The sequence below is a fragment of the Pseudoalteromonas sp. SWYJ118 genome (assembly GCF_015864505.1).
Classification (GTDB): Bacteria; Pseudomonadota; Gammaproteobacteria; order Enterobacterales; family Alteromonadaceae; genus Pseudoalteromonas; species Pseudoalteromonas arctica.
The window spans coordinates 329,342-342,415 of sequence record NZ_JADYXC010000002.1; the positions used below are offsets into that span (position 1 = coordinate 329,342).

Below are 13,074 nucleotides of genomic sequence, written 5' to 3' on the forward strand. Positions count from 1 at the left end.
AAAGCGCGGTTTATGTAGGTTTAATGCCAAACAATAGGGTCAAATTGATAGTAATTAACTAGCATACTGTAAATTTCAGGATCGTATCGGCGAAGCTCTGCGGGTTTTTCGAGGAAGGTTTCGGTGAGTACAGCAAAAAACTCAGCTTCGTTAGTCGCACCATAGCTGTGAATAACATGCGGCATGCTATAGGCAACATGGCTTTTTAACTGGGTGAAAGCACGGCTAAATACTCGGCCCCACTCTTTGTAATCTGCTGAGCTTTTTAAAATGGGTGTGCCCGTTGTTTTACCTGTTTCTTGATCGAGTTGATGCGCAAACTCATGAAATACCAGATTATGTCCATCACTTGGTAAACGATTACCCTCAAGTACATCATGCCAGCTTAAAACGAGTGTGCCGCCAGGCCATGACTCGCCTAGTCTTACCGTATTATGGTAACTCACAAGTCCTGCACTATCGCGAGTGGATTGCGGAGCATAATAAGCACTTGGGTATAATAAAATTTCTTTTACATTTCTATATAACGGCCACGGTTTATTGAGTACTAATACACACGCATCGGCGGCAACAATTAACTTCATTGCAGACGTTAGCCTTAAGCCATCACAACCGACAAAGCGTTTTTCGTTTAAAAACCACGTAATATGTCGCTCTAATTTTTCTCTGTCGGCGTCGGTCATTTTTTTATAGATGGGCATGCAACGCAGTAAAATATCTTTTTGCTGCGAATTTAAAGCAAAGTCTTTATATTTACTGCGCCATAATCGGTTTTGAATTGATGGCCAACGCCAGAAAATCACCACAAAAAGAATTAAAACAACAATTAACAGTCCATTTATCATGGGGATTTCCTGAGCTAAGGTATGGTATATAAATATGTCCAGCACACGTGCTTTTCAAGCATACAAGGTTATGTATTTGAATATAAAGTAATTCACATCGCATTGCTTATAGATTACTTATAAATTACTTATAAATTGTTTACTGCTTTGCACTGCCGTTACTGATGTGTTTAAAGTTAATTTTTGCAAAAGGTATCAAATGTACCCTGCAATGTGTTTATAAATTTCGCTACGTGCAAACCATCCATTAATGAATGGTGTACATCGATAGCTAAAGGCATTGTACCTGTGTGTTTATCAAACTGACCAAATACAAATTTAGGAATGCCTAAACTCTGCCCTTCACTAAATGCATGCGAAAACGCACTAAAATTCAGCCACGGCAAAACAGATATATGAATTAAATCTGCCTGCCCTTCTGTTTGAGCAAATGCATCAGAAAATAACGGCTGTAATTTCGCTTTTTTGCTTACGTCACTTGCATGATTTGTAAACTCTTTAAAATCGCTTGCGCTATTAAAATAACTAAAAACAAACGTATCGTTTTCAGACAACTCAACCACACTTGCGCGAACACTGTTAAGTAACCATGGTAGATTATCTATTATACGTAGCATTATTGAATCGTACTCATGGCACGCTTTTAAGGTGCAATATACATACGCTTGAAAAAAAGAAAATTGATTGGTTTTGCAATAGTCGTAAAGTGCTTGAGCATCTAAACGCACACACACATTAAAATAAGGCTGAGAAAAGTGTTTAAATAATTCAAAGTGTTGCTTTCTAGGCCAATTATCTAAATCGATAGGCTGCATGAGAGAAGTTGAGGGAGTCATAATTTGCCGCACAAAATTAAAAATAAAGTGTACCGCTGTTCAGTAACAATTGCATCAGGGTCTGTTGATCTTTCAAGGTTAAATCCGCAAAGATCAACACCCCTTAACTTACAGATAAACAAAAGGTGTGCAATTGCACACCCTTATATAAATTAGAACTTAGATCACAGACCGTTTTTAATGATCTCTTGCGCTAATTCGTCAGCAATTAAATGCGTTGATTTTTGCTCTTTTTCGCTACGGGCAAAGATTTCAGTTAACGTATTAAAAATACCTTCAACATGTTTATTAGATGCTGCTGCACTGTAACCTTCTGGCGCTGTTTCGTAATAAACATTAATAATACCACCAGCGTTAATTACGTAATCTGGTGCATATAAAATGCCTTTTTCACGAATAACTTCACCGTGGCGAGACTCTGCTAACTGATTATTAGCACAGCCTGCAATAATAGTCGCTTTTAAACGCGGTATCGTTAAATCGTTAATAGTTGCGCCTAATGCACAAGGTGCATAAACATCAACATCTAAGTCGTAAATTTCATCAATGCCAACCGCAGTCGCGCCAAAATCATTAACTACGCGATCAATTGCAACTTGGTTAATATCAGTTACAAACAACTCAGCGCCCGCATCGGCTAAATGCTTACATAAACCATAAGCAACAGCACCTAAACCTTGAACAGCCACTTTCACACCTGCAAAATCTTGATGACCACGTTGATGCTGTAGCGCTGCTTTAATTCCTAAAAACGTACCATATGCTGTAAATGGCGATGGGTTACCACTTTTACCTTCAAGACCCAGTACATAATTAGTTTCTTTATTCATAATAGCTACATCAGCACATGTGATGTTTACATCTTCTGCTGAGTAATAGCTGCCATTTAATCGCTCTAACTGGCGACCAAATGCACGGAATAATTGCTCAGATTTAATTTCTTTCGCGTTACCTATAATTACAGATTTACCACCACCAAATGGTAAGCGCGCAACTGCATTTTTATAAGTCATGCCCTTTGATAAACGTAGCACGTCGTAAACAGCATCTTCGTCGTTCGCATAATCCCACATTCTACATCCACCAACTGCAGGACCTAGGTTAGTATTATGTACAGCAATAATTGCTTTTAAACCCGACTCTTCATCAGAACAAAAAACCACTTGTTCATGGTTATCAAATTCAACTCGATTAAACACAGCCACTTAAAATACTCCGAAATAGTTAACCCGTGAGAGGGTATGCGCGCTGGAAATTGCCGAGACTTTATCACTTCATATTCGAGTTCGCTATACTCGCAGAAGATAAAACCAATGAAAACATCAAGCTTAAATTAAATAACCGGATTAAAACTATTGTATAGATAAAAAATTCACAAAATCGTCATTTGTAAGTTTTAAAAACTATAAATAGAACAATCACACCAACTTACGTTTACGTGAACGTAATACAGCTGTTGCATGTAAAGTTTAATATACAAGTGCTACTTGCCCGCCACGTACTGCTGCCTATAGGTTTTCAGTAAAAAGTGAGCTTTTTCACAAACTGGTCAGAGCTGTAAGCTTGGTAATGACTCTATTTAAAAAAACAAAAAAGCGAGCACTAGGCTCGCTTCTAAAAGCATAACGTACGTTATTTTAGCTTGCTATCAAGCTCTTCTATTTTAGCTTTCCAGATTGCAGGGCCTTGTGTATGCGCATTGGCGCCTTCACTGTCTACTGCAACGGTCACTGGCATATCTTCTACTTCAAATTCATAAATAGCTTCCATACCTAAATCTTCAAAAGCAACTACGCGTGCTTTTTTAATCGCTTTAGATACTAAGTAAGCTGCGCCGCCTACAGCCATCAAATAAACAGATTTATGCTCTTTAATAGACTCAACAGTTGCAGGTCCACGTTCAGCTTTACCAATCATGCCTACAATGCCTGTTTTTTCTAGCATCATATCGGTAAATTTATCCATACGAGTTGCAGTTGTAGGGCCAGCAGGACCTACTGCTTCATCACGTACCGCATCCACAGGACCAACGTAATAAATAAATTTATTATCAAAGTCTACGCCTTTTGGTAAACCTTCACCTGAGTTGATCATATCTTGCAGGCGTTTATGCGCTGCATCACGACCTGTTAAAATAGTGCCTGAAAGTAAAACGGTTTCACCCATTTTCCATTCTTGAACATCTTTTTTAGTCAGTGTATTTAAGTCAACACGGCGAGTGCCTTCGCCTACTTCAAATGTTACTTGTGGCCAATCTTCTAGTTTAGGCGCTTTTAAATTCGCAGGGCCAGAACCGTCAAGCGTAAAATGTACATGGCGAGTTGCCGCACAATTTGGGATCATTACTACAGGTTTTGAAGCTGCATGCGTTGGTGCTGTTTTAATTTTAACATCAACAACCGTTGTTAAACCGCCTAAGCCTTGTGCGCCAATACCTAATTTATTAGCGCGGTCAAATATTTCTAAACGCAGTTTTTCTTCTGTTGTTTCTGCACCACGTTCCATTAATTCATGGATATCAACCGGGTCCATTAACGACTCTTTAGCCATCACTGCCGCTTTTTCAGCCGTACCACCAATACCTATACCTAGCATGCCTGGCGGACACCAACCAGCACCCATTGTTGGTAATGTTTTTTCTACCCACTCAGCAACGTCATCAGACGGGTTTAGCATAACCATTTTACTTTTGTTTTCAGAGCCGCCGCCTTTAGCTGCAACCATTACTTCTACTTTTCCACCCGCTACTAAATCAATATGCACAACCGAAGGTGTATTATCTTTCGTGTTTTTACGCGTGCCAGCAGGGTCTGCAACAATAGATGCACGTAAAGGGTTATCAGGATTCAAATATGCACGACGAGTACCTTCATCAACCATTTGTTGAACGGTTAAATCTGTTTTATCCCACTTAACATCCATACCTACTTTAACAAAACAGGTAATAATACCGGTATCTTGGCAAAGCGGACGCTTACCTTCAGCCGACATACGTGAGTTAATTAAAATTTGTGCAATGGCATCTTTTGCCGCTTTACTTTGTTCTTTGTTGTAGGCTTTTTCGAGTGCTTGAACAAAATCAAGTGGGTGATAGAACGAAATATATTGCAATGCATCTTCAATGCTATCAATAAAGTCTTGCTGACAAATTGTACTCATAGTGGTTCCTTAAGTTACCGTTACGCGTTGTCGCGTAATCTAAATCAAACCGGTGACGGTGGTTTGCACTGTTTTTTGCAGCTTAGTGCTGCCAAAAAATTTGACTTATGATACCCTCCCAGCCCGCTTCGAGCCAGTTTTTAAAGGGGTAGTAAATGCTAAACAATAAAAATAATTGTATTAAATTGGCAATAAAACAAAGCTGTATTGATGTATTTGCACATTTTGCACACCTTCCTTACGCTATCCTATTAGATTCTGCTAATAGTGAGCATGTAAATAGTCGTTTTGATATTATTGCCATTGAGCCGCAAAGTACCCTTGAAGTAAAAAATAATAAAAGCTTTTTAAATAATATAGAAAGTAGTGATAACTGCTTTGAAATTATGAATAATGAGCTTTTGCATCTTGATAAAACAAAAGCCGGTTACGATTTACCCTTTAACGGCGGCTGGCTTGGCTACTTTGGCTACGACCTAGGCCGTACAATTGAAAACATCCCCACTCGTGCTATCGAAGATATTAATCTTCCCCAAATGGCTATTGGCCTTTACTTAGATGCCCTTATTTACGACAAGCAGCAACAAAGCTGGTTTTATGTATCGCAGCCAAACACCGATCGATTAGCGCTTTATGAGCAATACTTAAATACACACCCTAACTCCCAAGTTAATACGCAGTCCTTTGCCCTAAACAGCGACTGGCAATCAAATATGAGCGAAACGGAATACGCTGCAAAGTTTGCCCAAATTGAGGAGTATTTAAAAAGTGGCGATTGTTACCAAATTAATTTAGCGCAGCGCTTTAACGCTCAGTTTGAAGGCTCCCCTTGGGCAGCTTATATTAAACTGCGTGAGGCAAATAAAGCGCCGTTTTCAAGCTTTATAAATCACCCTCAAGGGGCTATTTTATCAATTTCTCCTGAGCGCTTTATATCTGTAAATAATAACGTTGTAGAAACCAAGCCAATTAAAGGCACACTGCCGCGAAAAGCAGATGCACTAGAGGATCAACGTCAAGCGCAAATACTCGCAGCATCAGCTAAAGATCGCGCTGAAAATGTAATGATTGTTGATTTACTGCGTAACGACTTAGGCAAAGTAGCAAAACCAGGCAGCGTTCACGTCCCTTCCCTTTTTGCTATTGAAAGCTTTCCGGCAGTCCATCATTTAGTAAGCACGGTCACCTCAGAACTTGATGAAGGTAAAACAGCGGTCGATCAGCTAAAAGCGGCTTTTCCGGGTGGCTCAATCACCGGTGCGCCAAAAATTAGAGCGATGGAAATAATTGAAGAACTAGAGCCGCATCGCCGCAGCATTTATTGTGGTTCAATTGGTTATTTAAGTGCATGTGGAAATATGGATACGAGTATTACTATTCGGACCTTGGTGTGCTACAAAGCGCAAATTTACTGCTGGGCAGGTGGTGGAATAGTCGCTGATTCTAAAGTCGAATTGGAATATCAAGAAACTTACGATAAAGTAAATAAAATCCTCCCTTTATTAAAACAGTAGGTCGTTTTGAATAGTGAACACATTATGGCGCGGTTTCTGTTAAGCCCTACAGCTGCGCCAAATCAGTTAAAAGACACACGTAAAAAACGCGCTAGCGCTGTTATGCTGCCAATTATTGATATAGATAACCATGCACATATTTTACTGTGTAAACGCCCTACTTATTTACACCATCACCCTGGGGAGATTTGTTTGCCCGGAGGTAAGTTTGAAGTAAGCGACATTACCCTTCGCACCACAGCCCTTCGCGAACTAAAAGAAGAGCTAAATATTGCCCAAAGCAACGTTAATGTATTAGGTCACTTACCTGAGTATTCAACCTTAACGGGTTTTAGTATTAGCCCCTATGTAGGTTTACTCAAAAAAGACACCACCTGGGAAAATGACTATAATGAAGTACAAGCGAGCTTTTTGCTCTCTGTTACTGAATTAAATAACGAAGCTAACTGGCAACCCTTACCTTTTCAACGATTTGGGAAAACGGTTATTTTGCAAGGTTTTAAAACGCCGCATGGTTTACTTTGGGGTGCGACTGCAAGCATTATAAAAAACTTTACAAAACAACTCGCCTTACCAGTTTAAATCTTCGTTATTAGTAGTTACACAATCACAATTCCACGTTATCATGCTCGACCGTTCAAAGAGCAGCTTCGTGCTGATAAAACAAAGTAGAGACACACACATTATGATCAGTGCATTTGATATGTTTAGCATTGGTATTGGCCCTTCGTCATCACACACCGTTGGCCCAATGCGCGCATCACGCTTATTTGTTAATGACCTACAAGAACAACAATTACTAGCAAATGTTACCGATATTAAAGTAGAGCTTTATGGCTCTCTTGGTCAAACAGGTGTTGGCCATGGCTCGGGTAAAGCCGTAATTCTTGGTTTAGCCGGTTACGATCCTGAAACAATTGATGCCGATTTAGTCGACGACATTTTAGCAACCATCGAAAAAGATCAGGTTATTTATTTAAACAAAACACACAAAGCTAAGTTTCCAAAACAAGGTGCTATTGTTTTTCATCGTCGTAAAACACTGCCTAAGCATTCTAATGCAATGGAAATTATCGCCTCAAACAACGGCGAAAAAGTTTACAGTAAAGTATATTACTCTATTGGCGGTGGCTTCATTGTTACCGACGAAGAGTTTGAAAACGAAAAACAGGCTGCCCTCGATATTAGAGAAGAAAATCCAGCCCCCTTCCCATTTGGTAGCGCAAAAGAACTACTAGAGATGTGTAAAGAGTCTGGGTTTAGTGTTTCTACCTTGATGATGAAAAACGAAAAAACACTGCGCACTGAAGACGAAGTAAAAGACACATTGTTCCATATTTGGAAAGTAATGATGGCTTGTATTGACCGTGGTATGCGCACCGAAGGTATTTTACCTGGCGGCTTAAAAGTAAAACGCCGTGCGCCCAGCTTATACTTAAAACTAAATATAGAGGTCAGTAACGACCCGCTTCGTGCAATGGACTGGGTTGATTTATTTGCCCTTGCCGTAAACGAAGAAAATGCGGCAGGTGGCCGTGTAGTTACCGCACCAACTAATGGTGCTGCGGGTATTTTACCGGCTGTGCTTATGTACTATCACACATTTGTGAAAGAAGTAGACCGCGATATAGCCACGCGTTATTTATTAACCGCTGCTGCTATTGGTATTTTATATAAAAAGAATGCCTCTATATCGGGTGCCGAAGTAGGTTGCCAAGGTGAAGTGGGCGTTGCGTGCTCTATGGCTGCAGGCGCATTAACAGAAATTGTTGGTGGCAATGTTGTGCAAGTAGAAAACGCAGCAGAAATTGGTATGGAACATAATTTAGGCCTAACGTGCGACCCTGTTGGAGGCTTAGTACAGGTGCCGTGTATTGAACGTAATGCAATGGGCGCTATTAAAGCAATTAACGCTTCACGTTTAGCTATACGTGGCAGTGGCGAGCAAAAGGTATCACTTGATAAAGTGATTAAAACCATGCTTGAAACTGGTAACGATATGAAAACTAAATATAAAGAAACCGCTCGCGGTGGATTGGCTGTTAATATTATCGAATGTTAATCAGCTCGCTATAAAAAGAAAAAGCTGCCTATTTTTAAAATAGGCGGCTTTTTTATTATTCGTTTAATGTAGTGACATTATTTAACGGGTAACTCTATATCTGCAAATAACTTATCTACGTCATCTTGGTTACGTAATAAGCTTGCTCGCTCTACTCGCTCTTTAGTTAAGTGCGGTGCAAAACGTTCGATAAAATCATACATATAAGTACGTAAAAAGCTGCCCTTTCTAAAACCAATTTTGGTCGTACTAGCTTCAAATAAGTGGCTTGCATCAATACACACTAAATCGGTATCGCTTACTTGATCTATCGCCATTGAAGCAACAACACCAACTCCTAAACCCAGTCGTACGTATGTTTTTATAACATCAGCATCGGTTGCGGTAAATACAATGTGTGGTTCAAGCCCGTGTGCGCTAAACGCTTTATCAAGCTCTGAGCGGCCCGTAAAACCAAATACATATGTAATGAGTGGATATTGAGCAATATCAGCCACAGTTAAACTATTTGCCTTTTTAGCCAACGGATGGTCTTTAGCGACAACAATACTGCGATTCCAATGGTAGCAAGGCAGCATAACTAAATCTGAATACAAATGCAGTGCTTCTGTTGCAATAGCAAAATCGGCATCACCGCGTGCTGCAGCATCCGATATTTGCTGTGGAGTACCTTGGTGCATATGAAGCGATACCGCAGGGTATTTTTTCATAAACCCTTGAATTACGTTAGGCAAAGCATAACGCGCTTGGGTATGTGTTGTAGCAATATTTAACTTACCTTGATCAGGTAGCGTATGCTCATTAGCAACGGCTTTAATACCTTCTACTTTAGAGAGTATTTCACGAGAAATATTAATAATATCTTCGCCGGCACCGGTTACATGCGTTAAATGCTTACCACTGCGACCAAAAATTTGCACACCCAACTCATCTTCTAACATGCGTACTTGTTTAGAAATTCCTGGCTGCGAGGTAAATAAACTCTCAGCAGTCGCTGAAACATTTAATTTATGATTTTGTACTTCTACGATGTATCTGAGTTGTTGTAATTTCATGGCTGCAAATTTTAACGTTATTATTCATATTATTTATAAAGGCAATACCGCTTAAAACCAAGTGTTATTTACGTAAAATAGCACTTTAGGTCTTTAGGTGTGCAATTATCTGATTAGAGCTCAAGGCTAGCATAATAAATATGCTTCAGGTAGCGATGATTATTCAGCTTTAGTTTATAAGCCCTTAGGCTTACTGCAGTTTATAAAGAGCTCAACCTATCAATTTTTTGGTATATTTTTTAAGTTAATCGGCGCAAAGCTACCCTGTTAACGTATATTTAATGTAAGATTAAATAATTAGGTTATATATCCGAGAATTACACCATGATCGTTTCTATTATAATAGTGCTTATAGTTGCATTGATTGTGATTGCACTTTGGGTAAGTGCTGTACAACAACACAAAGAAAAACAAGAGGCAGAACGCCGTAAAGAGCTTACAAAACAGAAAGCTATAATAGAAGAAACGGAAGAGGCACTAATGAATAGTGCTAACATCCCCCTTTCTGAAAATCTAATTCGTACATTACAGCGCCGTATTTACGAAGCCTTAAATACAATGGTTACTAACTCGCAAACATCTAAAGCACTTAAAAGCCGCTTAAGTGAAGCAAAAACGCACTTGTCTAATCCAGTTCAAGATAATAGCAGTGAAGCTTTAACGCTACCGAGTAATGACAAACAACTTGTAGGCCTAATTCAAGGCATTAAAAAATTACGCTCAATTTTACGCTCTGAACACAGCAAAGGTCGTATTGATAGCCAAGTTTTTGTTTTAGAAGATAAACGTCTCGAAAAACTACAACTGCGTATTAATATTGAAAGCCAAATAAAACGGGGCCTATCTGCCCGTTCAGCCAGTATGGTTGGCTCTGCAAGACAGTACTTTGAAAAAGCGCAGGCAACACTCAGTGCAGTCACCTACTCTGATGAATACGTAACAACAAAACGGCTAGAAGTTGAGGGTTACTTAGAAGCAATTAGTGTTGAACTGCGAGCTTCTAATGCAAGCGCACTTAAAAAGAAAACAGAAGAAGAGCAAGACGACTTAGATATACTGTTTGCTCCTAAAAAGAAATGGTAATTCTTTTATAAAAGCATTAAAAAAAGCCTGCACAAATTTAAATTTGTGCAGGCTTTTTTGTATTTTTTGTTAGCTATTAAGACAAAAATGCAAACTTGAAAACAAACAAGGCTGTTAATATCCAAACACTAATACTGACTTGATCTTGCTTACCGCACAAGACTTTAACCGCCGTATAAGATATAAAACCAAGTGCAATACCGTGCGCAATCGAAAACGTTAATGGTGTCATTAGTAATACCACAGTAACAGGAATTGCATCGGTCATATCATCCCAGTTTACAAACTTTAAATTTTGCAGCATCAGAACAGCGACATATAAAATAGCGCCTGCCGTAGCATAAGCCGGTACCATTTGTGCAAGCGGTGCAAAAAACATCATTAGTAAAAAGCAAATACCTACAACTACAGCTGTTAAGCCAGTACGTCCGCCAACAGATACACCAGCAACCGATTCTATATACGATGTAGTCGTAGACGTACCTAGCATCGCACCTGCAATTGTTGCTGAGCTGTCAGCACTTAATGCGCGCCCTAAACGAGGCATGTTACCCTTTTCATCAGCTAAACCTGCTTTTTGAGTTACCGCAACTAATGTACCCGAAGTATCAAAAAGATCGACAAACAAGAAAGCAAAAATAACACTCATCATTGATATATCAAAAGCGGCTACAAAATCTAGCTGCATAAAAGTAGGCATTATTGATGGTGGCATAGCCATAACACCGTGATATTCAACAAGCCCCAAACTTAAAGCAATGCCAGTCACTAATAAAATACTAATAAGCACGCCACTTTTAAAATCGCGGTATAAAAGCGCTGCAATTACAAAAAAGCTTAATATAGCCAATAACGGTCCTGGAGAAGTAATGTCGCCCAACTGCACTAATGTTGCCGGGCTTGAGACAATAATGCCTGCATTTTTAAGGGCAATTAATGCTAAAAAAGCACCTATACCCGTTGCGATTGCTCGCTTGAGCACCAGAGGTATGGCATTAATAATCCACTCTCTGACTTTAAATAAGCTTAAAAACAAAAATATACAACCCGACATAAATACAGCCCCTAACGCGGCTTGCCAGGTATAACCCATTCCTAATACGACACCATACGTAAAAAAGGCATTTAGCCCCATACCAGGCGCTAATGCTAATGGATAATTAGCCCATAAACCCATTATAAAACAGCCTATCGCAGCTGCTATACATGTCGCTACAAATGCAGCCCCTTGATCCATCCCAGCCTCTGCGAGCATAGCCGGGTTTACAAATACAATGTATACCATAGTTATAAAGGTAGTTAGGCCAGCAACGCATTCGCGTTTAACTGTTGAATTATTTTCGCTCAGTTTAAATAAGGCTTCGAACATAATAAACTTGTGATAGTAAAAAGTGGCGAGATTTTAACATAAAAATTATCTTTTACAGGACATTTTACCTTGCTATATACTAAACTGTTAGAGTAGTTAAAATAATAAATGAACCAATATGCTTAAAACAACACCTTGTGAGCAAGACTTAGAGCAACAGCTAGATAATATTTTAGGTTTTGTTACTCAACCCGAAAATACCTCTGTGCCCGTTGATAATAAAAAAGATGAGCAAAGTACGTTAAATAAAGCCCTATATTATTTAAAAAATAATCAAGCTCCATTGGCTGCAAAATGGATGCGACTTGCTGCAATGGCGGGAAACCATAGAGCACAGTTTTATTTAGGTTTATTCTTTGTGAAAGGTGAAGGCGTGCCACAAAGTGTATTTCATGCTGTAGCTTGGTTAAGCTTAGCAAGTAGCCAAGGGTACGCCCCTGCCACTGCAGCGGTTACAGATATACGCAAACATATCGAAACTAAGCGATTTAAAGATGCTCAGTGTTATGCGGCAAGTTTGTACGAACAAATCCACCAACTCCAGTTTTCTCATATGCTCCCTCGCACGAGTGAAAACACATAAGCTAGCTATGGCAGAAGTACTGTATGCAGTGTAAAAAAATACTGTATATGGTTACAAAGATAATCCTATACAGTATAAAACCCCAAAATGAAGACACTACGCAAAAAATTATTTTTAGAATACCTTCTCAAAAATAATTCCATAACAATCTGATTAATAAAGAATTATAAATTCAAAAAATAAAAACAATGATCAAAATGTTCTTTCTCATTCAAACTTGGAATAGGGATCTATATAAGGCGGGGTTTTAATAAGTGAATTTCCAATAGGGATTTGGAATATTTCTCATTAGAAGCTGGAATAAAGCTAATTTCTCAATTAACGTTAGAATGAAGAAATTTTAAATCCCAGACCTAATTTTGCCGGTAAATTTAAGGCGAAAAAAATAGCCCAATTGAGCTAGCTTCTAAAGATATATTCATAATAGTTTATTTTAGAAGGGATTAAAAATAAATTTCTATGCCCTACTTTCAGAGAGGTATTGGTGAGGGGGAGAGTTAATTCGTTACTTATATTGTTATGCCATAGGGTTTATGAACTATTTGCAGTTACCGTACATGCTTTTTAG

11 protein-coding genes are annotated in these 13,074 nt (G+C 39.0%); 5 read left to right on the plus strand and 6 right to left on the minus strand.

What is annotated here, in order from left to right; all coding sequences use genetic code 11:
• Positions 1–20: 20 nt before the first annotated feature.
• The 4 genes from I6F48_RS04155 to I6F48_RS04170 all read right to left on the minus strand — a co-directional run bounded on the left by I6F48_RS04155 (position 21) and on the right by I6F48_RS04170 (position 4,840).
• Positions 21–845 carry a M90 family metallopeptidase gene (locus I6F48_RS04155; protein WP_002961680.1) on the minus strand — a complete coding sequence of 275 codons (825 nt, stop codon included), beginning with the start codon at positions 843–845 and terminating at the stop codon, positions 21–23.
• A 176-nt stretch (positions 846–1,021) separates the two neighbouring features.
• Positions 1,022–1,660: a CatA-like O-acetyltransferase gene (locus tag I6F48_RS04160; protein WP_007583847.1), complete on the minus strand. Its 639-nt coding sequence runs from the start codon at positions 1,658–1,660 to the stop codon at positions 1,022–1,024.
• 185 nt (positions 1,661–1,845) lie between these two features.
• Positions 1,846–2,886 (minus strand): Leu/Phe/Val dehydrogenase, encoded by a 1,041-nt coding sequence (locus I6F48_RS04165; protein WP_024598321.1) that lies wholly within the window; start codon positions 2,884–2,886, stop codon positions 1,846–1,848.
• A gap of 427 nt (positions 2,887–3,313) precedes the next feature.
• Positions 3,314–4,840, minus strand: coding sequence for a fumarate hydratase (locus I6F48_RS04170; RefSeq protein ID WP_007583843.1), 1,527 nt, complete (start codon positions 4,838–4,840; stop codon positions 3,314–3,316).
• Positions 4,841–4,995: 155 nt separating this feature from the next.
• On the opposite strand from I6F48_RS04170, the gene pabB reads away from it, so the two are divergent.
• The 3 genes from pabB to I6F48_RS04185 all read left to right on the plus strand — a co-directional run bounded on the left by pabB (position 4,996) and on the right by I6F48_RS04185 (position 8,416).
• The gene (gene pabB / locus I6F48_RS04175) at positions 4,996–6,354 is read left to right on the plus strand and encodes an aminodeoxychorismate synthase component I (protein ID WP_197118880.1); all 1,359 of its coding nucleotides are present in this window, start codon (positions 4,996–4,998) and stop codon (positions 6,352–6,354) included.
• Positions 6,355–6,360: 6 nt separating this feature from the next.
• On the plus strand, positions 6,361–6,936 hold the full coding sequence (locus tag I6F48_RS04180) for an NUDIX hydrolase (RefSeq protein ID WP_033026841.1): 576 nt from the start codon (positions 6,361–6,363) through the stop codon (positions 6,934–6,936).
• A gap of 103 nt (positions 6,937–7,039) precedes the next feature.
• Positions 7,040–8,416, plus strand: coding sequence for an L-serine ammonia-lyase (locus tag I6F48_RS04185; protein WP_010555091.1), 1,377 nt, complete (start codon positions 7,040–7,042; stop codon positions 8,414–8,416).
• A 77-nt stretch (positions 8,417–8,493) separates the two neighbouring features.
• Here I6F48_RS04185 and cysB read toward each other — a convergent pair whose 3' ends face one another.
• Positions 8,494–9,471, minus strand: a complete 978-nt coding sequence (cysB, locus tag I6F48_RS04190; RefSeq protein ID WP_002961670.1) for an HTH-type transcriptional regulator CysB — start codon at positions 9,469–9,471, stop codon at positions 8,494–8,496.
• Positions 9,472–9,795: 324 nt separating this feature from the next.
• On the opposite strand from cysB, the gene I6F48_RS04195 reads away from it, so the two are divergent.
• Complete coding sequence (locus I6F48_RS04195) at positions 9,796–10,554, plus strand: hypothetical protein (protein ID WP_007583833.1); 759 nt, start codon at positions 9,796–9,798, stop codon at positions 10,552–10,554.
• Between the two features lie 76 nt (positions 10,555–10,630).
• Here I6F48_RS04195 and I6F48_RS04200 read toward each other — a convergent pair whose 3' ends face one another.
• Complete coding sequence (locus tag I6F48_RS04200) at positions 10,631–11,923, minus strand: NCS2 family permease (RefSeq protein ID WP_197118881.1); 1,293 nt, start codon at positions 11,921–11,923, stop codon at positions 10,631–10,633.
• A 118-nt stretch (positions 11,924–12,041) separates the two neighbouring features.
• On the opposite strand from I6F48_RS04200, the gene I6F48_RS04205 reads away from it, so the two are divergent.
• A complete protein-coding gene (locus I6F48_RS04205; RefSeq protein ID WP_197118882.1) occupies positions 12,042–12,506 on the plus strand; it encodes a tetratricopeptide repeat protein in 465 nt (154 codons plus the stop codon).
• Positions 12,507–13,074 lie beyond the last annotated feature (568 nt).